Annotated in this window: 21 protein-coding genes; 2 read left to right on the forward strand and 19 right to left on the reverse strand. The window is 66.1% G+C overall.

The window, feature by feature from the left end; translation table 11 throughout:
• From R9B84_RS32525 to gstA, 15 genes are all read right to left on the reverse strand, one after another.
• A complete protein-coding gene (locus R9B84_RS32525; RefSeq protein WP_423761535.1) occupies window positions 1-3,195 on the reverse strand; it encodes an efflux RND transporter permease subunit in 3,195 nt (1,064 codons plus the stop codon).
• A gap of 12 nt (window positions 3,196-3,207) precedes the next feature.
• Window positions 3,208-4,377, reverse strand: coding sequence for an efflux RND transporter periplasmic adaptor subunit (locus tag R9B84_RS32530; protein ID WP_423761536.1), 1,170 nt, complete (start codon window positions 4,375-4,377; stop codon window positions 3,208-3,210).
• A gap of 16 nt (window positions 4,378-4,393) precedes the next feature.
• A complete protein-coding gene (locus tag R9B84_RS32535; protein ID WP_423761537.1) occupies window positions 4,394-4,789 on the reverse strand; it encodes a hypothetical protein in 396 nt (131 codons plus the stop codon).
• 28 nt (window positions 4,790-4,817) lie between these two features.
• On the reverse strand, window positions 4,818-5,354 hold the full coding sequence (locus R9B84_RS32540; RefSeq protein WP_423761538.1) for a YMGG-like glycine zipper-containing protein: 537 nt from the start codon (window positions 5,352-5,354) through the stop codon (window positions 4,818-4,820).
• Window positions 5,355-5,446: 92 nt separating this feature from the next.
• On the reverse strand, window positions 5,447-6,070 hold the full coding sequence (locus R9B84_RS32545) for a YSC84-related protein (RefSeq protein ID WP_423761539.1): 624 nt from the start codon (window positions 6,068-6,070) through the stop codon (window positions 5,447-5,449).
• Between the two features lie 105 nt (window positions 6,071-6,175).
• Window positions 6,176-6,562: a response regulator transcription factor gene (locus R9B84_RS32550; protein WP_423763528.1), complete on the reverse strand. Its 387-nt coding sequence runs from the start codon at window positions 6,560-6,562 to the stop codon at window positions 6,176-6,178.
• Between the two features lie 130 nt (window positions 6,563-6,692).
• On the reverse strand, window positions 6,693-7,328 hold the full coding sequence (locus tag R9B84_RS32555) for a response regulator transcription factor (RefSeq protein ID WP_423761540.1): 636 nt from the start codon (window positions 7,326-7,328) through the stop codon (window positions 6,693-6,695).
• Window positions 7,325-8,767, reverse strand: coding sequence for a PAS domain-containing sensor histidine kinase (locus R9B84_RS32560; protein ID WP_423761541.1), 1,443 nt, complete (start codon window positions 8,765-8,767; stop codon window positions 7,325-7,327). The genes R9B84_RS32555 and R9B84_RS32560 overlap by 4 nt, the downstream gene beginning before the upstream one ends.
• Window positions 8,768-8,978: 211 nt before the next feature.
• The gene (locus tag R9B84_RS32565) at window positions 8,979-9,416 is read right to left on the reverse strand and encodes a hypothetical protein (RefSeq protein ID WP_423761542.1); all 438 of its coding nucleotides are present in this window, start codon (window positions 9,414-9,416) and stop codon (window positions 8,979-8,981) included.
• Between the two features lie 7 nt (window positions 9,417-9,423).
• Window positions 9,424-9,786, reverse strand: a complete 363-nt coding sequence (locus tag R9B84_RS32570) for a copper-binding protein (protein WP_423761543.1) — start codon at window positions 9,784-9,786, stop codon at window positions 9,424-9,426.
• Window positions 9,783-13,001, reverse strand: a complete 3,219-nt coding sequence (locus tag R9B84_RS32575; RefSeq protein ID WP_423761544.1) for an efflux RND transporter permease subunit — start codon at window positions 12,999-13,001, stop codon at window positions 9,783-9,785. The genes R9B84_RS32570 and R9B84_RS32575 overlap by 4 nt, the downstream gene beginning before the upstream one ends.
• Window positions 12,998-14,530, reverse strand: a complete 1,533-nt coding sequence (locus R9B84_RS32580; protein WP_423761545.1) for an efflux RND transporter periplasmic adaptor subunit — start codon at window positions 14,528-14,530, stop codon at window positions 12,998-13,000. Before R9B84_RS32580 ends, R9B84_RS32575 begins: the two co-directional genes overlap by 4 nt.
• A gap of 11 nt (window positions 14,531-14,541) precedes the next feature.
• Window positions 14,542-15,834, reverse strand: coding sequence for a TolC family protein (locus tag R9B84_RS32585; protein WP_423761546.1), 1,293 nt, complete (start codon window positions 15,832-15,834; stop codon window positions 14,542-14,544).
• Between the two features lie 92 nt (window positions 15,835-15,926).
• Window positions 15,927-16,307 carry a hypothetical protein gene (locus R9B84_RS32590; protein WP_423761547.1) on the reverse strand — a complete coding sequence of 127 codons (381 nt, stop codon included), beginning with the start codon at window positions 16,305-16,307 and terminating at the stop codon, window positions 15,927-15,929.
• Window positions 16,308-16,414: 107 nt separating this feature from the next.
• A complete protein-coding gene (gene gstA / locus R9B84_RS32595) occupies window positions 16,415-17,047 on the reverse strand; it encodes a glutathione transferase GstA (RefSeq protein ID WP_423761548.1) in 633 nt (210 codons plus the stop codon).
• A gap of 136 nt (window positions 17,048-17,183) precedes the next feature.
• Here gstA and R9B84_RS32600 point away from each other — a divergent pair, with 136 nt between their 5' ends.
• Window positions 17,184-17,585 carry a winged helix-turn-helix transcriptional regulator gene (locus R9B84_RS32600; protein WP_423761549.1) on the forward strand — a complete coding sequence of 134 codons (402 nt, stop codon included), beginning with the start codon at window positions 17,184-17,186 and terminating at the stop codon, window positions 17,583-17,585.
• Window positions 17,586-17,608: 23 nt separating this feature from the next.
• Window positions 17,609-17,977, forward strand: coding sequence for a hypothetical protein (locus R9B84_RS32605; RefSeq protein ID WP_423761550.1), 369 nt, complete (start codon window positions 17,609-17,611; stop codon window positions 17,975-17,977).
• 230 nt (window positions 17,978-18,207) lie between these two features.
• Here R9B84_RS32605 and R9B84_RS32610 read toward each other — a convergent pair whose 3' ends face one another.
• From R9B84_RS32610 to R9B84_RS32625, 4 genes are all read right to left on the reverse strand, one after another.
• The gene (locus tag R9B84_RS32610) at window positions 18,208-19,284 is read right to left on the reverse strand and encodes a C45 family autoproteolytic acyltransferase/hydolase (protein ID WP_423761551.1); all 1,077 of its coding nucleotides are present in this window, start codon (window positions 19,282-19,284) and stop codon (window positions 18,208-18,210) included.
• Between the two features lie 90 nt (window positions 19,285-19,374).
• Window positions 19,375-20,958, reverse strand: a complete 1,584-nt coding sequence (locus R9B84_RS32615) for a DUF3138 family protein (RefSeq protein WP_423761552.1) — start codon at window positions 20,956-20,958, stop codon at window positions 19,375-19,377.
• Between the two features lie 96 nt (window positions 20,959-21,054).
• Entirely contained in the window at window positions 21,055-22,170 is a 1,116-nt protein-coding gene (locus R9B84_RS32620) for a polyamine ABC transporter substrate-binding protein (protein WP_423761553.1), read from the reverse strand.
• A gap of 212 nt (window positions 22,171-22,382) precedes the next feature.
• The gene (locus tag R9B84_RS32625; protein ID WP_423761554.1) at window positions 22,383-24,107 is read right to left on the reverse strand and encodes an amidohydrolase; all 1,725 of its coding nucleotides are present in this window, start codon (window positions 24,105-24,107) and stop codon (window positions 22,383-22,385) included.
• Window positions 24,108-24,175 lie beyond the last annotated feature (68 nt).

Consider the following 24,175-nt stretch of genomic DNA (forward strand, 5'->3'; position numbering starts at 1 on the left):
TCAGTCGTCCTTGCAGGGTGCGGATGGCGCGGTGTGCGGCGACCCGGGCCCGGCCTCCGAGGAAGGCGGCAGGGCCTTGCCGCGCGAGCGCGACGACAGCGCCTCGAGCAGGTAATAGAACATCGGGATGAAGAACACGGCGATCGCCGTGGCCCCGAGCATCCCGCCGATGACGCCCGTGCCGATCGAATGGCGGCTGTTCGCCGACGCGCCGAGCGCGATCGCCAGCGGCACGACGCCGAGGATGAACGCCAGCGAGGTCATGACGATCGGCCGCAAGCGCTCTTCCGAAGCGGTGAGCGCCGCGTCGTAGGGCGATGCGCCCGCCTCGCGGTTGATCACCGCGAACTCGAAGATCAGGATCGCGTTCTTGGCGGCCAGAGCCACCAGCATCGTCAGCCCGATCTGGAAGTAGACATCGTTATTGAGCCCGCGCAGCAGGATCGCGACCAGCGCGCCGAACATCGCGAACGGCACCGCCATCAGCACGCCGAACGGCAGCGACCACTTCTCGTATTGCGCGGCGAGGATCAGGAACACCATCACGAGACCGAAACCGAACACCAGGCCGGACGTTCCGCCCGCCTTGCGCGCCTCGTAGGCCTCGCCGCTCCACGCGACGTCGTAACCGGGCGGCAACTGTGCCGCCAGCTCTTCCAGCACGGCGATGACCTGGCCGGAGCTGTAGCCGGGGGCTGCATTGGCCGTGATCTTGACCGCGGGGAAATTGTTGAACCGCGTGATCAGGTCGGGGCCCGTCACGTACCGGTAGGTCACCACGGACTTGAGCGGCACCATGTTGCCGTTCGTGCTGCGCACGTAGATCTGGTCCAGGTCCTGCGGCTTGAGGCGGTAGGACGGCTCCGCCTGCAGGATGACCTGCCAGAGCCGGCTCGCCCGGTTGAATTGCGACACGTAGAGCGAGCCGAACATCGTCTGCATCGCGCTGTACACGTCCTGGATCGGCACGCCGAGCGTCTCGGACTTGTCGCGATCCACATCGACCAGAAGCTGTTGCGACGATGCGTTGAAGGTCGATGTCACGCCCGACAGCTCCGGCCGCGCTTTCGCCTTGTTCACGAATTCCTGCACGACACCCGCCAACTGCGCAATCGACGCGTCGCCCTTGCTCTGCACCCATACCTCGGTGCCGCCCGTCGTACCGAGCCCCGGAATCGACGGCGGATTGACGGGAATGACGATTCCCTCCCTGATCCTGGACAGGTTCACATACGCATCGACCAGCACGGCGCGGGCGTTCTGCGTCCTGATGTTCGCGAACTTGTAGCGCTCGTCGAAGCCCTTCAGGCCGACGAAGAACGTGCCGGCGTTGTTCTTGTTCTGGCTGTCGAGCAGGCTGAAGCCGTCGACCGTCGTCACGCTGCCCACCGCCGCCTGCTTCATGAAGTAGTCGGCGACCCGCTGCGACACGTCGCCCGTGCGGTCGAGGCTTGCCGCGTCCGGCATGACGATCGCGCCGAGCAGGTAGCCTTGATCTTCCGGCGGCAGAAACGCGCCCGGGATCGCCCTGAACATCAACACCGTCAGCACGATCATGCCGCCGAACAGGACGAGCGCGAGCACGAAGCGCTTGATGACGAACCTGACCGCGCGCGTGTAGCCGGCCGTCAGCCGCGCGAACACGTTTTCGAACCATCGGAAGAAGCCCTTCTTCTCGTGGTGCGCGCTCGTGAGCAGCAGCGCGGCCAGGGCCGGCGACAACGTCAGCGCGACGACACCCGAGATCACCACCGAAATCGCGATCGTGATCGCGAACTGCTTGTAGAGCTGCCCCGTGATGCCGCCGAGAAACGCGACCGGCACGAACACCGCGCACAGCACCAGCACGATCGCCACCACCGGTCCGGCCACTTCGTCCATCGCGCGCTTGGCGGCCGCCTTCGGGTCGAGCTTGTGCACCGTCATGTTGCGCTCGACGTTCTCGATCACGACGATCGCGTCGTCGACCACGATGCCGATCGCGAGCACCATCCCGAACAGCGTCAGCATGTTGATCGAGAAGCCGAGCAGCGCCATGCCCATCGCGGTGCCGAGAATCGACACCGGCACCGCCAGCACCGGGATGATGGTGGCGCGCAGGCTTTGCAGGAACACGAACACGACGATCACGACCAGGATGAGCGCCTCGAAGAAGGTGTGCACGACGTCGGTGATCGACGCGCGCGTGAATTCCGTCGTGTCCATCGCGATCTGGTAGTCGAGCCCTTCCGGAAACGACTTCTTCATGTCCGCGAGCGTCGCACGCACCTGCTTGGACACATCGAGCGCGTTGGCGCCCGGCTGCTGATAGACCGCGATAATCGTGGCCGGCTTGCCCTGGAAGCGGCTGCGGATCGAATAGTCCTTCTGCCCCAGCGCGGCCCGCCCCACATCCTTGAGGCGGACGATCGCCGTGCCCTGGCTCGCCGCACGGATGATGATGTTGTCGAAGTCGGCCGGCTCGGCGAGGCGGCCCGGGGTCGTCACCGCGAAAGACTGCTCGACCGCGCCGCCGGTCGGCGCCTGACCGAGCCGCCCGACCGCGAACTGCTGGTTCTGGTTGGCGACCGCGCGCTGGACGTCGGCTGCGGTGATGCCCAGTTGCGCCATGCGGTCCGGTTTCAGCCAGATGCGCATCGCATAGTCGGGCGTGCCGAAGATGGCGGACTGATTGGCCCCGCCGATGCGCTTGATCGCATCGAGCACGTAGATGTTCGCGTAGTTCGCGATATAGGTCGCGTCGTAGCGTTCCTGCGGCGAATAGATCGCGATGACCATCATGAACGCCGACGATTTCTTCTGGATCTGCACGCCCTGCGCCTGAACCGATTGCGGCAGTTGCGGCAACGCCAGGTTCACGCGGTTCTGCACGTCGACCTGCGCGAGTTCGGGGTTGGTGCCGATCTCGAAGAACGCGTTGATCGTCAGGTTGCCGGTCGACGAGCTGGACGAGTTCATGTAGATCATGTTGTCCGCGCCGTTGACCTGCTGCTCGATCGGTGCGGCCACGTTGTTCGCGACCACGTCCGCGCTCGCACCCGGATAGGACGCCGCAATCGTGATCTGCGGCGGCGTGACGTCCGGGTACTGGGCTATCGGCAGCGCGAGCATCGTCAATGCGCCGCCCAGCGTGATGACGATCGAGATGACGGACGCGAAAATCGGCCGGTCGATACAGAAGTGGGAGATGTTCACGAAGCCACCTCGTCACTGGGCCGCGGCGACGCCGGATCCGCTCGCGGCCGACGGCGGCGTCCCGGGAACGATCTTCAGCGGCGTATCCGGCGCCACGCGAATCGCCCCGTCGACCACCACGCGCTCGCCGGCCTTCAGCCCGTCGGTGACGAACCAGTCGTCGCCGTGCCATTCCCCGACTTCGACGACGCGCTGATGCGCCTTCGATTCATTGTCGACGACCCACACGTAGTGACTCTTCGCCCCCTGCAGGACAGCGCGCTGCGGCACCAGCACCGCACCGGGCCGCATCGCGCCGGACACGCGCGCGCGCACGAACTGCCCGGGGCGCAACGTGCCGTTCGGGTTGTCGAACACGGCGCGCACCAGAAACGTTCCGGTGTCGGTGCTGAATGCCGGGTTCGCGAAATTGATCCGCCCGCGCTGCGGAAACTCCGTACCGTCGGCCAGCACGAGCGTCACGACGAATTCGTCGCTCGGCGGAAAGCGCAGCTTTCCTTTCGCAATTTCATCGCGGCGCTTGAGCATCTCGTTTTCGGAGATGCTGAAATTCACCCACATCGGGTCGAGCTGGTAAATGTACGTGAGCAGTCCCGCCGCGGTGGCCGTGACGTAGCTGCCGTCCTGCTGCCGGGCGAAACTCGACAGGCCGGTGATCGGCGACTTGATCGTCGTGTAGCCGAGGTTGAGCTGCGCCGTTTGCACCTGCCCCTGCGCGGCGATCACGGCGGCCTCGGCCTGCTGCACGTTGCCGACTGCGTCGTCGAGGTCCTTCTTGCTCAGCGCGTTCTGTGCGGCGAGCGGCCTGACCCGCGCGAGATTTTCCTTTGCGACGTTGAGCCTCGCCTGCTGTTGCGCGAGCTGTCCCTTCGCGGTCTGCAGCGCGGCATCGAACGGCTTGTGGTCCATCTGGAAGAGCGTCTGGCCGGACTTCACCATCTGACCTTCGACATAGGTGCGCTTGTCCAGGAATCCGTCCACCCGCGCTCGAATCTCGACCTCGTGCGAACTCTGCGTCTGCGCGGTGAATTCGAAGTCCACCGGCGTGTCGCGCGGCGCGACCGTCACGATCGTCACTTCAGGCGCGCCGAGCTTCGGGATCGCTGCCGGCTTCTTGCATCCCGTGCAAACGGCGAGGGCCGCGATCAGCGGCATCGAAAGAATGAGGGTTACGGGCTTCATGGGACGATTCCCGACGCTACTTCGCCGTGCAGTCTCCGAACACCACCACGGCGTCTTCGCGGTTGACAAGGGTCGCAGTCATCGTCCCGTCGCGCGTGTCGAGCAAGAGTGTCCACGCGAAGCCGAGTTCGGTGCCCTGCATGGCGATCTGGTTCTGGTCTCGCTCCATGAATTGAATCGGTGCACTGCGCGCGGGTCCGGCAATCGTCTTCTTGTTGAAGTCGATGGACAGGAACCTCGGCGCACCGACGTCCGCGGGTAGCGCACGCGCGCAAGCAAGGCCCGGATCGCAGGCGTGAGCCTCGACCGTCGCGCATAGCAACGGCTTGCTTCCATCGAAATCGCCTGCGCATGCACCGGCGCAATCCAGCAGGAAGGTTGCCACCAGCGCCGTACGTACGAGGTTGTTCATGGCTGCATCCACCGCTCGGCTCCGATGACTATTGGCTCGTGTAACCCCGCCCGTTCATGCATGCGGTCACGGCACGCGTAAACGTCGACAACTGGCTCGCGGTGCTGCTCTCCATCGCCTGCTCCTGCCGGGCAGCGGCCTGTTCCCGGCGAAGCCGGCGCATGCCGCCGCCGGCAGTGCCGGTGATCGCGCCGATCGCCGCGCCCTTGCCGGCATCGCCCGCGATCGCACCAATCGCGGCCCCCATGGCGGCACCGCCCGCAGCGCCTCGCACCATGCCGCCCTGTGGCGGCTGCGGAGCGGACGGAGAGGCGGCGCGCTGCGCGAGGGCAACCGGATCGACGCCCGTGGTCTGCTTTGCCCATACCTGGCATTCCGCCGTGTCGGTCTGCTGCTTTTGCGCACTCTGCCCCTTCGCGGGATAGAAGATCGGCTGCTGCGCAACAGCGAAGCCGGCAATCGTCAATGCGACGAGACCCACCGCGAAGGGAGGGCGCCGCCGCTTGCGGGTCGCTTCGCGCTTGCCTGGCCGTGCAGGCTTCGGTCGCTGCAACGCGAATTCCATGTGTAGCCTCGTGTAGCCTCGCTTCCACCCGGTCTTCCGACCGCCATCCAGGCCGCCATTCGCCTGCTTGCGGCAGGCAAGAGGCGCCTGCTTCATCGATTGAGGCGGGTAATCTTCGATCCTCTCAAGCCGATCCCGGCCATCAATCCCTTCTGGTCGAAGATGAACGCGTAGATATCCGACTGCAGCGTGGCTGTCGTCAGATTTCTGGCCGCGCCGGCATCGCCGATCACGACGGTCGGCGCCATGCCGACTTCGAAACCGGCGCTCGTCTTGAGGTTGTCGAGCGCCTTGTCCGACATGAACATCATCACGTACCCGTATGTCTGGACACCCGCCTGAAGACCGTAAGTCACCGATGTCGTCGCGTAGTATCCGGTGACCTTGCCGCCCTCGATCAGTTCGCCCGTGCCGTGCGAAGCGCCGGCAATGAACCCGGCTCGCACCACGCTCGGAAATACGAGAATGCCCTTGGCCTTGGCCGCTACGTCCTTCGCCTGCGGCGTGGCGACGTACAGGTTCGCCAGCGCTGCCTGCGCATCCTGGTCGAGGACGGCGTCCTCGGCCGAGGTACCCGATGCGGATGGCGATTGACTGGTCGAGCAGGCCGCCGTCACGGCAAGCAGCGAGATCGCGGCCAGCTTGCGAATACATTCGATCATGATGCGTACTCCCGTTGAATTCCCGCAATCGTGCAAGCCCGCGCCATGGCCCATGACATCGGCCGCACGTTGTCGGATTCAAGTGTGGTTGCCGCATTCATCAAGAACAATGGGACTTTGGTCCCATATGGCACCGGCGGCACCGGCGCGGAGACGCCGTCACGACGGCGACGCGATACCCAGGGCGGTGCACACCGTCTTGATCAGCAGTGCATCGTTGAACGGCTTGCGCACATAGGCGATCGCCCCGGCCGCAAGCGCCTGTTCGCGCACGGCGACGTCGTCGTAGGCGGTGATCACGATGACGGGCACGCCCGTGCCGTCGAGGCGCCGCTGCACCTCGAGTCCGTTAAGTCCGGGCATCTGTATGTCGAGAATCACGCAAGCCGGGCGGTATGAAGGCATCGACGCGAGCGTGTCCAGAAAATCGTCGCCGCTCTGAAACGTGTCCGCACCGATGCCGACGGATCGCAACAGACGCTTGATCGCCCGGCCCACCGATTCATCGTCGTCGACAACTGCAACGAATTGCTTGACGTTACCCATTGTGAGAATTCCGGATTCGGCCGTTGACCGCGTCACAGCGATCCCGCAGATTGAGGCTATCAGGCGAAAAGCGAAACCGGTATAAGACTTTGGTCCAGCGTCGCGACGGACGACGCGCCTAGCAGGAGGCTCAGCGGGGTGGACGCGTGGATATCGAAGCGCCGAAGCCGAGCTTGTCGGCGAGACGCACGAGGTCCGCCAGCGACGTCGCCTCCATTTTCTCCATCACGCGTGCGCGGTGAATCTTGATGGTTTTTTCGGCGATGCCGAGTTCGTCGGCGACCTGCTTGTTCAGGCGGCCCGTCACGACGAGCGCCATGACCTCCCGCTCTCGCGGCGTCAGGCGGTCGACGCGCGCCTGGAGGCTCGCGAGTTCCCGGCGGCGTTCGCCCATCTGCACCGAACGTTCGAGCGCACGCCCGATTGCGTCAAGCAGAACCGTGCCGCAAACGGGCTTCGGCAGGAAGTCGGCCGCGCCGGCCTTCATCGCGTCCACGGTCGTGCCGATGTCGCCGTGCCCGGTAATGAAAATGATCGGCAGCGCCGCATTCAATGTGCGCTGGATTTCGAGTCCGTTCACGTCCGGCAACTGGAGATCCAGCAGCAAGCACGCAGGGCAGACCGTCAAGTCGGCCGTGCCGAGAAACGCGCGCCCCGACTCGAACGACTCGGCCCGGTAGCCCGACGACCGGACGAGCCGCGACAGCGCGTGCCGTACCGAAGGGTCATCGTCGACGATAAAGACGATCGAAGCGGGATCGCTCACGGTTTCGCACATGCACTGTTCGGTTCGGCGGCGCTTCCTGCCGGCAACGCGACATGGAACGACGCGCCTCGGTCCGCGTTGTTTTCCGCCCAGAGACGGCCGCCGTGCGCAACGATGATCGTCCGGCTGATCGACAGGCCCAATCCCAGCCCATGCGGCTTCGACGTGAAGAACGGCTTGAAGATCCTGTCGAGCTGGTCGACCGTCAGTCCGTGCCCTCGATCGCATACGCAGATGCGCACCGCGCCGTCGGGCTCGGACCACACCCGCACGGTGACGACACGATCCGCGGCAGTCCCGTCCTGCACCGCGTCGAATCCGTTGAGCAGGAGATTGAGCACGACCTGCTGAAGCTGCACGCGGTCGCCACGCACGGCTGGCAATGCGTCCTCGATGTCGAGCGTCGTCCGGATGCGGCGCAGGATCGCATCGCTATGCACGAGCAGCACGACGTCCCGAACGACGCCGCCGACGTCGAGCGGTTGCAGATCCACATCGCCCTTACGCACCAGGGCGCGCATTTTTCGGATGATTTCACCCGCGCGACAATTGTCGGCCACGATGTCCTTCAGGGTCTCCCGCACCTCGGGCAGGTTGATGGAAGCCCCCTCCAGGAAGTGCTGTGCGGCCTGCGCGTTGCTCAGGATCGCGGTTAGCGGCTGGTTCAGTTCGTGCGCGAGCGACCCCGCCAGTTCGCCGAGCGCGGAGATACGTGTGAGATGCGCGAGCTCCTGCCGGCTTCGCTGCAATTCGACCCGCTCGCTGCGATCGACGATGACCGCGAGCCGGGTCGGCGCGCCGTCGACGCAGCATTCGCTCGTCGTCACTTCCGCCGGGAATTCCGCTCCGTCGCTGCGTCTCGCCACCACTGATTGCATCGACCGCACCAGCGGCGGCAGGTGTGGCACAACCTGCGCATTCAACTCGACGCTCGCGGGACAGCCGGTAAACAGCATCCGACCGGACACGCCGGTCAATGCATCGCCGCGGTACCCGAACAGCGCCAGCGCCCTTTCATTGGCAAAAGCGATTTCATCGCGCTCGTTGAAACCGACGATCGCGACCGGTAGGTGTTCGAACGCGTCACGCATCGGCGTTGCCGTTTCACGATGATCCGGACCGGGTTTCAAACGCTTGCCGAACCAGGGAATACGTGCTGCCGCGTCCGACGCGCGGCGCAGCGCCGGCGGAATATGCAAGCCCGCATGCGCGATGATTCCTTCGCCGCGGGGCTCCCGCCGCGGTGCGGCGCATTGCGGCGCAGCGATGCCAAACGGCACACTGCGCTCATGCGCGTGCCGAGATGAATGCCGGCCCGCCGCGCCGCTACGCGAGTCGACCGGCGCTTGCAGTTGCGTGTGCAAGTTATATAAGCGCCACACGAACGACACCATGGCCGCCGCCAGCACAACCTCGGTATCCAGCGTAGGGACAGACATGACTGCTCCTCTCCGTGGCGACGCGCGGCCCCTCTGCACCGTCACACCTGCTGCGGCGCGCAATCGCTCAGGCAGTCCGCCCGCGGAACGGACCGCGATAGCCCCGATGCTCCACCGTGTTCCAGCGCTTCATGCGTGGTGTTGCGTTTGCTACCTGCAGTCTGAGAATCGTCGACGCAAGCCGCGATTACTCGCGTACTCGAAACCAATTCTAGGTATACCGATTGATTTGATTCCAGTTCAGACGGCAATTTTCGCCGTCGTCACGCGAGTATTTTCGATAAATTTGATTGAAGTCATTGATATGGCGGTACGTCATTCGTCGCGTCATTCGCGAAGGCACGATCAGCGCGACGAGCGCAAATTGGGTTCCGAACAGCTCATAGCGCCGCAGCGCCACGAACAGCAGCATTCCCGTCATGACGAACGCCTGAACAAGAACGAAGATGCTGGCCAGAAACACGAGCGTCTTCCGGTCGACATTGCGCAACACGCTATCGGTGAGCTCGACGCGCGCCGCATAGCCGACGAGCCCGTTGTTTCGTGGTCCGACTGATACGCGTTGGCGAAATTCGTTCGCATGGTGGCCCCCTCGCCTGCTCCCCCCGCGTGCCGGCGCGCGGACGTCAACCTGCGCGCCGGCCGTCAATGCTTCGTCAAGAGCGCTTTTCGAGCTTCACGATGGTCAACGTGCCGTTGACTTCTTCAACGCGTACCTTGACCTTGTCACCTTCCTTGACCTGCTTGAGCATCGCCGCGTCCTTCGCCTTGAACGCCATCGTCATCGGCGGCATCCCGACGTTGTCGAGTGCGCCGTGCTTCAGCGTGACCTTGCCGGTCGCGGCATCGACCTTCTTCACTTCCGCATCGGTCAGCGCGGCATGCGACGCGGCCGGGCCGTCGGACGACATCTTCATGCCGGACATGTCCATGCCGGACATTTCGCCGGCGGCAAATGCGGGGCTTGCGAAAGCGCCGATCGCGAAAACGGCGGCAGTGGTAGCAATCAATTTCTTCATCGAGGTTCTCCAGTTTGGGTGGATGGCACATTCATGCCGGAAGGCACTGCAGGCGAAACTGCGGGGACATGCCGCGCATCGCTCGCGTGTCGCACACGACGACGCTGAAGCAGAAGCCACGCGGCGGGAATGACGAACATCGACAGCAACGGCGCCGTGACCATGCCGCCGACCATCGGCGCGGCGATGCGCTGCATGACTTCGGAGCCGGCACCGTGCCCGACCATGATCGGCACGAGGCCGGCGAGCACGACGGCGACCGTCATCGCCTTCGGCCGCACGCGCAGCACCGCGCCTTCGCGAATCGCGTCGAGCAGCAGCGCATCGGTCAGCGGTTCGCCAGCGTCGAGCCGGCGCGTCAGCGCGCCCTTTAGGTACAGCAGCATCACGACGCCGAATTCGGCAGCCACGCCCGCGAGTGCGATGAAACCTACCGACGTTGCGACGGATACCGCATGGCCGAGCCCCCACACGAGCCAGAAGCCGCCGACCAGCGCGAACGGCACCGTCGACATCAGCAGCAGCGCGTCGGCCGCCGAACCGAACGTGAGGAACAGCAGCACGAAGATCACGACGAGCGTCACCGGCACGACGGTGCGCAGCGTCGCCGCCGCGCGTTCGAGATACTCGAACTGCCCCGACCACGCGATCGAATAGCCGGGCGGCAACGCGACCTGTTGCGCCACCGCCTGCTGCATCGCGCGCACCGCCGTGTTCAGATCCGTGCCGCGGATGTCGACGTACACGTAGCCCGACAGCCGCGCGTTCTCGCTGCGGATCATCGGCGGGCCGTCGGCGATCGCAATGCGCGCGACGTCGCCGAGGCGGATCTGCGCGCCGCGTGCCGTGACGACCGGCAGTTGCCGCAGGTTCTCGAGCGAATCGCGGATCTCGCGCGGATAGCGGATGTTGATCGGGAAACGCTCGCGCCCCGCGATCACCTCGCCGACATCGTCGCCGCCGACCGACGACGACACGACCGACTGGATATCGGCAACCGACAGCCCGTAGCGCGCGGCGGCGAGCCGGTCGATATCGACGTCGATGTAGCGGCCGCCGTTCAGCCGTTCCGCGAGCGCGGACGTCACGCCCGGCACGTGCTTCACCGCCGCCTCGACCTGCGTCGCGATCGCGTCGATTCCCTTCAGGTCCGGCCCGGATATCTTCACGCCGACCGGCGTCTTGATGCCGGTGGACAGCATGTCGAGCCGGTTGCGGATCGGCGGCACCCACACGTTCGACAGGCCCGGCACCTTCACCGTGCGATCGAGTTCGTCGACGAGCTTCTCCGGCGTCATGCCGGGCCGCCACGCGCTGCGCGGCTTGAAGCGGATCGTCGTCTCGAACATCTCCAGCGGCGCCGGGTCGGTCGCCGAATCCGCGCGCCCCGATTTGCCGAACACCGTGTCGACCTCGGGCACCGTCTTGATCAGCCGGTCGGTCTGCTGCAGCAGCTCGCTCGCCTTGTCGGCCGAGATGCCCGGCAGCGCGGTCGGCATGTACAGCAGGTCGCCTTCGTCGAGCGGCGGCATGAATTCACCGCCGAGCCGCGACAACGGCACGGCCGTCAGCACGAGCGCGACGACCGCGACGCCGATCGCGAACCACGGGTGCCGCAGCGTCGCTTCGAGCAGCGGCCGGTACAGGCGGATCAGCACGCGGTTGATCGGATTCGCGTTCTCGTGCGGAATGCGGCCGCGCACGAGATAGCCCATCAGCACGGGCACCAGCGTCACCGACAGCCCGGCGGCGGCGGCAATCGTGTAGGTCTTCGTGAACGCCAGCGGCGCGAACAGCTTGCCCTCCTGCCCTTCCAGCGAAAACACCGGAATGAACGACAGCGTGATGATCAGCAGCGAGAAGAACAGCGCCGGCCCGACTTCCGCGGCCGACGCCGCGACGAGTTCCCAGCGGCGCGCGGCCGTGATCGGCTCGCCGGGATGCGCGTGGTCGTACGCCTCCAGATGCTTGTGCGCGTTCTCGATCATCACGATCGCCGCGTCGATCATCGCGCCGATCGCGATCGCGATCCCGCCGAGCGACATCAGGTTCGCGTTCACGCCCTGGTAGCGCATCACGATGAACGCGGCCAGCACGCCGAGCGGCAGCGACAGGATCGCGACGAACGCGCTGCGCAGATGGAACAGGAACACCGCGCAGACGATGCCGACGATCACGAATTCCTCGATCAGCTTGTCCTTCAGGTTGCCCACCGCGCGCTCGATCAGTTGCGAGCGATCGTAGGTCGTGACGATCTCGACACCGGACGGCAGCGAACGCTTCAGGTCGGCGAGCTTCGCCTTCACCGCGTCGATCGTGGTGAGCGCGTTCTTGCCCGAGCGCATCACGATGACGCCGCCCGTCACCTCGCCCTGCCCGTTCAGCTCCGCGATCCCGCGCCGCATCGCCGGGCCGACCTGGATACGCGCGACGTCGCCGAGCAGCACCGGCGTGCCCGCATCGTCGGTGCGCAGCACGACGTGCCGGAAATCGTCGAGCGTACGCAGGTAGCCGGACGACCGCACCATGTACTCCGACTCGGCCAGCTCGACGACCGAACCGCCGGACTCCTGATTGGCCTGGCGAAGCGCGTCTGCAACCGCCGCTTGCGTGATTCCGTACGCGCGCAGCTTGTCGGGATCGAGCACGACCTGGTACTGGCGCACCATGCCGCCGATGCTCGCGACTTCGGATACGTCCGGCACCGCCTTCAGCTCGAACTTCAGGAACCAGTCGTTGAGCGCGCGCAGTTGCCCGAGATCGTGATGGCCGGTGCGGTCGACGAGCGCGTACTCGTACACCCAGCCGACGCCGGTTGCATCCGGCCCGAGCGACACCGTCGCGCCCGCCGGCAGCCGGCTCTGCACCTGGCTCAGGTATTCGAGCACGCGCGAACGCGCCCAGTACGGATCGGTGCGATCGTCGAACAGCACATAGACGAACGCGTCGCCGAACGACGAGTACGCGCGGACGGTTTTTGCGCCCGGCACACCGAGCAGCGTCGTCGTCAGCGGATAGGTCACCTGATCCTCGACGATCTGCGGCGCCTTGCCCGGATACGACGCCTTCACGATCACCTGCGTGTCCGACAGGTCGGGCAACGCATCGAGCGGCGTCTGCCGCAGCGAATGAACGCCCCATGCCGCGATCAGCACGGTGGCCAGCAGCACCAGGAAGCGGTTGTGGACGGACCAGCGAATGATGCGCGCGATCATCGCTCACCTCCCTGCGGCTCGACCTTCGTCAGCCGGTAGCCGTCGTCGGTCTGCGTGAACGCGAAACGCACGGTCTGGCCCGGCTTCACGCCCGGGAACGCCTGTGCCGACGGCTTGCCGAACGCCATCGTCATCGCGCCCCAGCCGAGCGCCGGAACGGGCTGATGTGAGAACGTGATGTCGTCGGCCGTGACCTTCTCGACCTTGCCGGTGGTTTCGTAAGTCGGCGCCGCTGAGGCGGTGGACGATGCCGCGGCGCTTGCTCCCGCCGCTCGCTCCAGCTTCGGCAGCACGCTTTTCAGGCTGGCTTCCGAATCGATCAGGAACTGCCCCGAGGCGACGACCGTATCGCTTTCGTTCAACCCGTCGAGCACTTCCGTGTCGCCGCCGACGTCGTTGCCCACCGTCACGGACACGGGCTGAAGCCGGCCGTCGCCGTTCTTCACGATGACGATCGTGCGCTTGCCGGTCGCGATCACCGCTTCGGACGGCACGAGCAGGCGCGAAACCGACTCCTTCGCGGCGACGCGCACGCGCATCAGCATGCCGGGCGTAAGCTTCAGCGATGCGTTGTCGATCTCCACGCGCGCCTGCAGCGTGCGGCTGCCCGTGCTGATGCCGGGCAGCACTTCGCGGATGCGTCCGCTGAAGTGTCGCGCCGGATCGCCCGCGAACGTCGCGTCGACCGACATCCCCGGCTGCACGTTCAGCGCCAGCGCTTCCGGCACCTCGACGATCAGCCACAGCGTCGACAACCCGGCGATCTTCGCGAGCGTCTGACCGGGCGCGACCATCGCGCCGTCCCGCACGTTCAGCTCGCTGACGACGCCGGTTTCCGGCGCGCTCAGCACGACGTGCGTCTGCGCGCGGCCGGTGCGATCGAGGTTCGCGATCATGCCGTCGGGGATCGACAGCGCCCGCATCCGCGCGCGAGACGCATCGAGCAGGCTGCCGTCCATTCCGCCGCGCTTGAGCGCGAGATATTCCTCCTGAGGCGCGAGCCAGTCCGGCACGAACAGCGACGCGACCGGCGTGCCCTTCGCGATGCGCTGCATCGGCGCGCGCGCATAGAGATGGTCGATATAGCCGGTGACGCGCGACTGGACGACGTCCGCACGCGATTCGTCGAACTGCGTGGTACCCACCGCATCGAATCCGGCGGCTGTCTGCTGCCGGCGTACGGTCGCGTAGCGGATGCCGAGGTTCTGCTGCAGGCCCGGATCGATCCGGATGCCTGACGAACCGCCGCCTTCGTCCGCGTAGACGGGCTGCAACTGCATGTCCATGAACGGCGATTTGCCCGGTTTGTCGAAGTGCTGGTTCGGCACCATCGGGTCGTGCCAGTACAGCACCTTGCGGCCCGTGTTCGGATCGGTCGTGCCTGCAGCGGCGACAGCAGGCGCAGCGGCCGATGCGGTCATCCCCGCGCCGCCCGCCGCCTGGCGAACGCCCGCGACATAGCCTGCGCCGAGCAGCGCCGCGCCGGCGAATGCCATCAGCGCCGCGCGCACCAGTGATTGCTTCGTCATGAGGTTCTCCTTCACTGCGCGGCGGCCAGCGTCGCCGGCACGACCTGATATTCGAGCTGCGCCCAGGTCTGCGACACGTCGCGCCTGAGATCGAGCACCTGCAACTGCGCTTCCAGTTGCGCACGCCGGGCGGCGAACGTGTCCGCGAGCGAACCCGTGCCGGCCCGGTACGCGGCGCTGGCGAGCTGCACGCGCTGATCGGCGGCGGGCAGCAGCGCTGCGCTCAGGTTCGCGATGCGTTCGCGGCCGGTCGCCAGCGTTTCGGACTGCGTGCGGATATCGGCCTGCACCTGACGCAGCGTGTCCTCGTACATCAGGCGCGCCTTCGTCGCGAGCGCGGCCTTCTCGGCGACGTCGCGGTTCTGGCGGTTCTTGCGGTTGAGCGGCAGCGGGATCGACACACCGACGGACACCATGTTCGAATACGCGCCGCCGCGCTGCTGGTACGCGATCTCCCACGTCCAGTTCGGGCTGCGCTCGCTGTTCGCGACCGCGGTGTCGGCTTCGGCAACCGCGATGTCGTCCGCGGCGGCAACGAGCGCCGGTTGCGACAGACGCAGTTCGTCCGGCGGCAGCGACGACACGAAGGATTCGGGCGCGGGTGGCGTGCCCGTCACGTCCGCAACGGGAGTCGCCGTCCAGCGGGCAAGCGCGATGAGTGCGGTGCGATACGCCTGCTGCGCCTTGAGCATCTGATCCTGCGTTTGCGCGAGCATCGCGCGGGCCTGAACGACATCGCCCGCGCTCGCCTTCGCGCCGCGATACGACGCCTGCGTCGCGTCGAGTTCATGGTTCATGTGCGCGAGCAGCGCCTGCTGAAGCGCGAGCGCCTGCTTTGCATAGACGGCGTTCAGCCAGGCCGTGGCGGTTTGCTGGCGAACGTTCGCGAGTTGCACGAGGTAGCCGGCGCGTTCGCGACCGACCATCTGGTCTGCGAGCGCCGTGCGCAGCCGCCGCTTGTCGCCGGACACCCATTCCTGCTCGATGCCGATGCGGCGCATCGTCATGAAGTCCTGGCCGACGGTGAAGCGCTGCCCGCCGTTGACCGGCAGGTTGTCGATGCCGGCCTTGAGCATCGGGTCCGGCAACTGGCCGGCCTTGACGGCGGCTTCCGAACTCGCGCGCACCGACGCCTGCGCGGCCTGCATCGAAGCGGAACGATCGGTCGCGGACTGCAGCGCGGCGTCCAGCGTGAATGGCGACTGCTGCGCGTGAACGGCGCCCGCCACCAGCAGCGCGGCCCACAGCACGGACGCGCGCCGACACGCACGCCGCGTGCGCGGCGTGCCGAAATCGAATGACATGGTTTAACCCCAACGTCGGAACCCAAAGGGATTCCACGTCCTGAGCACAGGACGAACCTCACCGCCTGGGCGGTGAACCGGTCGGATCGGGATCAGCTAATGCGTGGGGGGCGCCACAACCCGCTCGGGTCGCGGACCGGAACGGAGTGCGTGTAATGGAAGACGATCGTGCTGGCGAATGCAGCGGGGCGGCTGACGTCGGCGCGGGCGGCCGGGTGATAGAGACTGCCGAACTGGCATTGGGCCGTTATCTTGCAGGCCATGCCCTTGGCTTTGGCCTTCGCGCTGCCGGCGGAGGGCGACTTCATCGAATCGCAATCGCTCATGTCGGCGGACATGGTCATGCCCGCGTCCGCTTCCATCGACATCGTGTGCTGCATCGGACATTCACCGGTCAGGCCGCTGGCTGCCAGCCCACTGATGGGCAGCACCGCGCAAAGCAGCAGCAGGATGAAGGTTCGAAGCAGTTTCATGGCGAGGATTATAGCGCGGCATTTTGCTGCGTGGCGGCACCTCGATAGCACAAAAACGGTCGCGGCGCGACGGGATGACGCGCCGTATCCGCGACCGTCTCTGTGCGCTACCGCAACAGGCCGTCCGCCGCGAGCACGGCCTGCACGGCCGGCCGCTCGCGAACCCGCTCGTACCACGCGCGCAGATGCGCATACCGGCTCAGGTCGATATCCGCGTCGTACACCGAGCGCATCCAGTCGGCCTTGCCCCAACCGGTCAACGCGAACAGGTACGCATCCGCGACGGTGAACGTGTCGCCCGTGACGAACGCGTTGCCGTCGAGCTGGCGGTCGATCCACGCAAACCGGCTGTCGAGCTTCTGCCGCACGGGTTCAACGTACTTCCCCGCCTGCACCGCGTACAGCAGCGGGACGAAGCCCTTGTGGATCTCGGTGCCGAGAAAGTTCAGCCATTCCATCAGCCGGTAGCGCGCGAGCGTACCGTAGGCGGGCGCGAGCGCGGATTCCGGGCGCAGATCCGCGAGATACTGCGCGATCACCGGCCCTTCGCGCAACATCGTGCCGTCGTCGAGTTCGAGCAGCGGCACGTAGCCGAGTTCGGTCACGTCGTAGTAGTTGCTGCCGCCTTCGACGACATGCTTGCGCGCGTCGACCTTGACGATCGCCGCGTCGATGTTGCCTTCTTGCAGCACGATGCGGATCGCCTGCGAACAGCTTCCGGGAGCGTGATAAAGCTTCATGCGTTTCCTTCGTTGGTTGTCCGTGTATCGATTCGCCGCGACGCGGGCGCTAATATCTCGCATCGGCGCATGGCTGGGAAGACGGCAGTCGTTTGTGCCGTAGTCACAAAAAATTTACCGACCAGGGTTCCGCAGGATGAAAACGAGTGCGACAGGATGTTCCGTTGAAGAAGCGATGCGCCTGCTCGGCGGCCGCTGGCGGCTGTTGCTGGTGTCGTACCTGCTCGACGGGCCGCGGCGCTTCAGCGACCTGCGCCGCGACATGCCGGGCATCTCGCAGCGCATGCTGACGCTCGACCTGCGTGCGCTCGAAGACGCGGGGCTCGTGCGGCGGACCGTCTATCCGGAAGTGCCGGTGCGCGTCGAGTACGATCTGACCGCGGACGGCGACCGGCTGCGGCCGGTGGTCGACGTGATGCGCGAATTCGGGCTGTGGCTGAAGGCACGCGATGCCGATGCGTCGTGCGATACCGATGCGACACCCGCAGCCGCGGCTGCGATCGAAACGGCAACCCGCTCGTCCCGCTCACCCCGATAACCCATTACGCAGGAACTACGCTCATGGAACTTCACGCCACCGTCGGCGCGGCAACGTCCGACCTCGACGACGACGAAAGCTTCGCCAACATCTACTGTCACGACGCGGAGCAGGATTATTGCTTCGCGCTGTCGCGCTTTCCGGACGACACGCTGATCGAAGTGATGGTGCGCGACCAGATCAACTGGCGCGTCAAGGATCTGTCGGTGCGCCTGACGGACGGTACGATCGACGTCGAGATCGAACCGGGCGTCGCCGCGCGTCTCGACGGCCAAACGCGTTACGTGATCCATCTCGCACCCGGCCAGTACGATCCGGTCGCGCTGCGCGCCGCACTGAAGGAGATCTTCGTCGGCAAGAATGGTTATCGCGACGACAGCGCGCACGGTTAGTCGATCGCCTGCACGCCCATCCTCGACCTTCGCAGTGGCTCAAGGTGCGGTATCGCAATCCGCACGCCGGCGCGGTGCAGGGCTGGATCAGCGCGAAGGAAGCGATAGCCGACTGACAGGGAGCAATTTGTTGCACCCAGCGGGCAACCCGAGGACTCCGATAGATCGGTCGCGACAGCAGTGACACGAACAGGTCGAGCTGTTGAGGCACGCGCGTGCCGCCCTACGCGTCAGAACCTCAAGAACCCATCGCGCGCGAGGTCGTGCGGATTGCCGGCCACGTAGTCGAGCGCGCACGCATCGGTATCGACGCCGACGGTCAGCAGCGTTTCCCAGCGCTCGGTGTCGGGCATCAACGGGTCCGGATGGAAACACACGACGGCCTCGTCGCCCGCCGCGCCGCACATCGCGGCCGCGCGCTCGCGCACGTCGGCGCTCGTCATGCCTGTCACGACATCGTTCAGGTGCGCGAAGCGCTCGCGCGTCGTCGAGCTGTCGGGCATGCATTCGCCGGCGCTCAACGCACGATCGAGGAAGTGGTTCGTATGCAGCAGCCAGCCGTCCGGACGCGGCACGACCACACCCACGCCCGACGGGCTCAGCTCGATGCTCGCGGCGCGCGGGTTCGCGTCATGCCGCGTGAACACGGTCAGCACCGTCGATGCGCTCACGCGCGCGGTGCGGGCGAGTTCGATCGCCTCCTGCACCGTCGTCGCGTCCTCGAGCAGGCGCCGTGCGATCGCGTGCACGGGCACGCCCGCACTGTCGTTGTCGCTCGCGTGGTGCAGGATGTTGAAATGCAGCCCGAGCCCCGCGCTGTTCACACCGAGCTTCGCCAGCATCCCGAATTCGGAGAACAGCTTGACGGTGCGGCCGTCCGGCGTGTCGAACTGCATCAGCAGCCCCTGCGGCGCGAGGCTGTCGTGCCAGTCCCACGTCTGCAGCGTGCGCGGCGCGTGCGGGCCGGCCGGCGCGTAGACGGTCGTCGAGCACTCGCCTTCGGCCGACGCGGGCGCGGTGGCGAGAATCTCGGTGCGCGCGTTCAGGCACGCGAGCTGCCAGCGCGGCAGGTCGACGCCATCGGCGATCGCTTCGACTTCGGCGGCCAGGCGCGGGCACCATGCGCCGAGCGCGGCAAGGCTCGCTTCACCAATCTCCCGCGCGCGCTGCGGATCGATGCCGAGCTTCGGGAAGAACGCGAGATACAGCGCGACCGTCTCGCGGATCCCGGGCGCGAAGCGTTCGCCGATCAGGCGGCCGCGCGCGCGCGGATCGGTGATGTCGGTCACGAAGGTGTGCAGCTTCAAGATCAAATCTCCTGTGTTGAATGAGGTCCGGGCCCGCGCGGCCCGGAACGTGATGTGTTGCGTCGCCGATCGGCCGGCGCGCGCCGGCCGTCAGAACGAGTAGATGAACTGCATCCCGGCCAGGTCGTTGCTGCGCGCGTACGTGCCGTTGCTCTTGCGGAACACCGGATGGTTCGCCGCGTCGTGGCGGTATTCGACCTTCACGGTGATCTGCTGCGTCGGGTAGAACAACAGGTCGGCCGTGATCGCATAGCGTTGCGCGCCCTTGCACTCGGTGCCGTTCGTCGATGAGCCCTGGAAGCACGACGGATCGATGCCGAAGCCGCTCGCCCCGTTCACCGATGGGTTGCCGCCCGCGAGCCCGTACTGGATGTTGGTGCCGCCGCCGCCGTTCGCCGTGTTGTTCAGGTAGTCGACGCGCAGCGTCGCGCCCATGCGGCCGACCCACGACGTCGTCCACTTCGTATGGCCGAGCAGCGACATCCCGTACCAGCGCGCGGTGCCGCCGTTCCAGGCGCCCTTCTGCAGTTCGCCGTAGTCGACCTGCGCGTTGACCTGGGTCTTGTCGTGCGTATAGGTCATGTCGGCTTCCACGTACTTGTAGAGGCCGGTCGGCGACGATCCGTTGCACTGGTAGCCGTAGCCGCCCGCGACCGCGCACGGCGAGAACAGCGACTGCCGGCCGAGCATCCCCGAGATGCCGAAGTCGAAGGCCGTCGACGTCGCGTTGTCGAAGCGCGCGGTGATCGTCGGCGTCCAGTTGGTCTTCGTCGTGTTGTTCGCCGCATTCGCGATCGCGCCGGCCGTGCGCAGCACCTCGTTGCCGATCACCACCTGCCAGAAGCGCGTCATCGCCGCGTTGGAGCCCTTCAGCCCGATGCCGACCAGGTTGCCCGGTTCGCTGAAGTCGTACAGCAGCCCGTGCGTGAGCGTCAGCATCTGGTTCGACGGCTGCACCTCGTAGCCCGCGAGGCTCGGCATCATCCCGACCTCGAAGGTGCGCGTCGTGCTGAGCGGCACGTTGACCTGCGCCTGCGTGACGATGTTGTTGCCGACGCCGCCGTGCGCATTGCTGAACACGTTGCCGAAGCCGCGGTTCGGCTGGATCACGATCTCGGCAGACGGCGCCATCGGGCCGACGCCGAAGGTCTTCTTGATGTCGAGGTAGACGTCGCCGATCGTGCTGTTGAAGTAGTCGTACGCGCCCGGATCGTGGTTCAGGAACTGGAAGCCTGACGTGCGCTGCGCACGGTTGAACAGGTACACGGGGTCGACGTAGCCGGTGATGCTCAGGCCCGCGAGCGGGCCGGTCGTCGCGGCGTCCTGCAGTGAGTCGACCTTCAGCGACGCGTTCGCGATCTGCTCGCGCATCTGCTGCAGGTCGTCGTTCGTGAATGCGGGCGCCGCGTCGGCCGCCGGCGCGGCAGCGGCCGCCGTGTTGATCGTGCCGATCTTCGCGCCGCCCGATGCGGCGGTGGTGGCGGCGGTGGCGGCGCCGGGCGCCTTCGCTGCCGTCATGCTCGCGCGCAGTTCGTTGACCTGCTGCTGCAGCGCGGTGACCTGCGCCTGCAGCGCCTTCATCCTGCTCGCATCGGTCGCCTGCGGCGTGTGCGCGAATGCCGAGGCTGCTTCGAACGCGAGCAGGCACAGCGCCGTCATGTGTTTGATTTTCATGGGGTGGGTGTCGTCGGGACGAGCGCGCCCCCGCCCGCCGCGTTGGGCGGCGGGGCGCGCGAAAGATATGCGGGAATGTGGCGAACGGCGGCCGGCTTACTCGGTCTTCAGCTTCGTCCAGAGACGGTTCTGCAGACGCATCAGCTCAGGCGGAACCGGCTTGCTGAGGCTCAGCTTGCGGATCACGTCGGCGGGCGGGAACACGGCCGGATCGCTCGTCACCTCGGTGCGCACCAGGTGCTTCGACGACGGCACGGCCGACGGATACGACGTGTCGTTGGTCAGGTTCGCGCTCTCCTTCTCCGACAGCACGAAGTTGACGAACTTCAGCGCGGCGTCCGGATGCGGCGCATCCTTCGGGATCGCCATCATGTCGAACCACATCGCGCTGCCCTCGGTCGGGATCACGTACTTGATGTGATACGGCTTCTTCGCGGCAGCGGCCGCGATGCGCGCGGAGTTCACGTCGCCCGACCAGCCGAGCGCGACGCAGATGTCGCCGCCCGCGAGATCGTTGATGTAGCTGCTCGAATTGAACTGCGTGATGTACGGCCGCACCGACTTCAGCAGCTCGTACGCGGCCTGGTAGTCGGCCGGGTTCGTCGTGTTCGCATCCTTCTTCAGGTAGACCAGCGCCATCCCGAACGCATCGACCGGCGAATCGAGCACCGACACGCCGCAGCTCCGCAGCTTCTGCGCGTACTTCGGATCGAACAGCAGCGCCCAGCTGTCGAGCGGCGCGTCGTTGCCGAGCGCGGCCTTCACCTTCTCGACGTTCATCCCGAGGCCATCCGTGCCCCACGTCCACGGAATGCCGAACTGGTTGCCCGGATCATCCTTCGACAGCACCTTCATGATTTCCGGATCGAGCAGCCCGTAGTTCGGCACCTGGCTCTTGTCGATCTTGCGGAAGATGCCGGCCTGCAGCTGCCGCGCCCAGAAGATGTCGGACGGCACGACGACGTCGTAGCCCGACGTGCCCGACAGCAGCTTCGCCTGCAGCGTCTCGTTCGAATCGAACTCCTGATAGACGACCTTGATGCCGGTCGCCTTCTCGAAGTTCGCGATCGTCGCCTTGCCGATCGAGTTGCCCCAGTTGTACACGTTGACGACGTCCGCCGCGTGCGCGACGGGCGCACCGGCCCACGCGAACCCGCCCAGCGCGAGCGCCGCGCATGCCGTCCTCAGATGCTGCTTCCAGTCCCCTGCCATGGTTTCCTCCGTCGATATCGTGATCCGTTCGCGATGAACGGGTGTGTGCTTCGGTCCGGAAAAATGTAGCCAGAGGAAATTGGTCGGTCTGCCCTGCCAATAGGGGGACACGCCACACAATCGACGCATCCGGTTCCGGCCGGATGCGTCGATCAACGCAAAACGGAAGCGCTTTGAAAGCTTCCGTCACCGCTCAGTCAGCCGCCGCCCGGTCAGGATGCCGTCACGCCCGCACGCACGCCGAAATCGTCGCCCACGTGCGTGATGCGGCCGTCCATCATCGTGAGCGCGACGTCGATGCGGCCGATGTCGTACTGGCCGACTTCGAACAGGTCGTTCTCGAGCACGACGAGATCCGCGCGCTTGCCGGGCGTCAACGAGCCGACCTCGTGCTCCATCCCGAGCTGGTACGCGCCGTGGATCGTGTACGCGGCGATCAGCTGCGGAATGCTCAGGCGCTCGGCGATATCCGGGAACACCGGCGCATCGGGCTCGCCCGCGAGCTGGCGCGTATGGCCCGACTCGATGTGTTCGAGCGGCTTGTGCTGGCAGCGGCACTGGCACGCGAGGCCGTCCATGCCGATCGATACCGTCACGCCTTCGTCGAGGAACGTACGGAACTTGTACATGTTGCTCCAGCGCTCGTGGCCGTAGTGGTCGCGCAGTTGCTCGGTGTACGCGTCGACCACGCCCCACTGCAGCTGCGTGTTCGCCATCACGCCTGCGCGACGGAAGCGCGGGATATCGTCCGGGTGCGTGAGGAACGCGTGCGTAATCACGTGGCGGCGGTCGCGCGGCGGGTTCGTGCGGTTGACCGCGTCGAAGCCGTCGAGCGCCATCCGCACGGCCGCGTCGCCGACGCAGTGGACCATCACGTTCGCGTTCGCACGATCGGCTTCGACCAGATAGCGGTTGAACGTATCGGCCGGCATCGTCGGCGCGCCGCAGGTGTCGGGGCGGTCCGCGTACGGTTCGAGCAGGTACGCGGTGTGGTTCGCCTCGGTGCCGTCGAGGAACAGCTTCAGCGCGCGCGCCTTCACGAGCGGCGAATCGTACTGCTCGCGATACCGGACGAGCGTGCCGACCGGATCGTCGATCTCGCCGATCACCGCGACGCTGCCGACCACGCGCAGCTTCAGGTCGCCGGCGCGCTCCATCGTCTGCAGCGTCTCGTACAGCAGCGACTGGTCGCCGCTCGCATCGAAGAAGCCCGCATCGAACACGGTCGTCACGCCGGCCGCGCACAGCTTCTTCTGCCACGGCGGAATCGATTTCAGGTACAGGTCGATGCCGGTCGGCAGCAGGCCGGCCGCGCTGATCCGCTGCATCAGCAACGAATACGCGGCGCCGTCGACGATCAGGCCGGTCGGCTCGCCCGTCGCCGCGTCCTTTTCGAACCAGCTCGCGCCTTCCTGAACGGGCGGTGTCGACGCATCGATACCGGCGATCTCCAGCGCCTTCGAGTTCACCCACATCGAATGGAAATCGGTCGACAGCAGGCACACCGGGCGATCCGCGCAGATCGCGTCGAGCGTCTCCTTGCGCAGCAGCGCCGGCGGAATCGTCGCCTGCACCCAGCCCATTCCGGTGATCGCCGGCTCGTCCGGATGCGACTCGACGTACGCGCGCAGCGCGGCGAGCACCTGCTGCGGATCCTCATAGTTCACGAACGCCTGGAACGCGAACGCGGTCGTCTCGAAGTGCCAGTGCGATTCGACGAAGCCCGGCAGCACGAGCCGGCCGGCCGCGTCGACCACCTTCGTATGCGCGCCGACGTAAGCCTGCACGGCTGCCGTGTCGCCAACGTGGACGATCCGGCCGTCGCGCACGGCGACGGCCTGTGCCCACGGCTTGTGCGGATCGACGGTGTAGATCTTCGCGTTGGTCAGAACGAAATCCGCCGGCGTCGCGGCGGCATGCGTCGGTTGAGTCTGCATTGCCTGTCCTTTCTGGTCATCAGGTTTTCGAAGTGCTTTCACTATAGGCAGACGATTCGCGCCGGTAT

This window comes from Burkholderia sp. NLJ2 (assembly GCF_049487195.1).
Classification (GTDB): Bacteria; Pseudomonadota; Gammaproteobacteria; order Burkholderiales; family Burkholderiaceae; genus Burkholderia; species Burkholderia pyrrocinia.

Bases quoted from the DNA above. Each gene is read 5' to 3' on its own strand.
- R9B84_RS32605 (WP_423761550.1), top strand. From the start codon at position 17,609: ATGGAACTTCACGCCACCGTCGGCGCGGCAACGTCCGACCTCGACGAC.
- R9B84_RS32540 (WP_423761538.1), bottom strand. From the start codon at position 5,354: ATGGAATTCGCGTTGCAGCGACCGAAGCCTGCACGGCCAGGCAAGCGC.
- R9B84_RS32570 (WP_423761543.1), bottom strand. From the start codon at position 9,786: ATGAAGAAATTGATTGCTACCACTGCCGCCGTTTTCGCGATCGGCGCT.
- R9B84_RS32620 (WP_423761553.1), bottom strand. From the start codon at position 22,170: ATGGCAGGGGACTGGAAGCAGCATCTGAGGACGGCATGCGCGGCGCTC.
- R9B84_RS32585 (WP_423761546.1), bottom strand. From the start codon at position 15,834: ATGTCATTCGATTTCGGCACGCCGCGCACGCGGCGTGCGTGTCGGCGC.
- R9B84_RS32550 (WP_423763528.1), bottom strand. From the start codon at position 6,562: ATGGGTAACGTCAAGCAATTCGTTGCAGTTGTCGACGACGATGAATCG.
- R9B84_RS32560 (WP_423761541.1), bottom strand. From the start codon at position 8,767: ATGTCTGTCCCTACGCTGGATACCGAGGTTGTGCTGGCGGCGGCCATG.
- R9B84_RS32575 (WP_423761544.1), bottom strand. From the start codon at position 13,001: ATGATCGCGCGCATCATTCGCTGGTCCGTCCACAACCGCTTCCTGGTG.
- R9B84_RS32590 (WP_423761547.1), bottom strand. From the start codon at position 16,307: ATGAAACTGCTTCGAACCTTCATCCTGCTGCTGCTTTGCGCGGTGCTG.
- R9B84_RS32580 (WP_423761545.1), bottom strand. From the start codon at position 14,530: ATGACGAAGCAATCACTGGTGCGCGCGGCGCTGATGGCATTCGCCGGC.
- R9B84_RS32625 (WP_423761554.1), bottom strand. From the start codon at position 24,107: ATGCAGACTCAACCGACGCATGCCGCCGCGACGCCGGCGGATTTCGTT.
- R9B84_RS32615 (WP_423761552.1), bottom strand. From the start codon at position 20,958: ATGAAAATCAAACACATGACGGCGCTGTGCCTGCTCGCGTTCGAAGCA.
- R9B84_RS32600 (WP_423761549.1), top strand. From the start codon at position 17,184: ATGAAAACGAGTGCGACAGGATGTTCCGTTGAAGAAGCGATGCGCCTG.
- R9B84_RS32535 (WP_423761537.1), bottom strand. From the start codon at position 4,789: ATGAACAACCTCGTACGTACGGCGCTGGTGGCAACCTTCCTGCTGGAT.
- R9B84_RS32545 (WP_423761539.1), bottom strand. From the start codon at position 6,070: ATGGGCCATGGCGCGGGCTTGCACGATTGCGGGAATTCAACGGGAGTA.
- gstA (WP_423761548.1), bottom strand. From the start codon at position 17,047: ATGAAGCTTTATCACGCTCCCGGAAGCTGTTCGCAGGCGATCCGCATC.
- R9B84_RS32530 (WP_423761536.1), bottom strand. From the start codon at position 4,377: ATGAAGCCCGTAACCCTCATTCTTTCGATGCCGCTGATCGCGGCCCTC.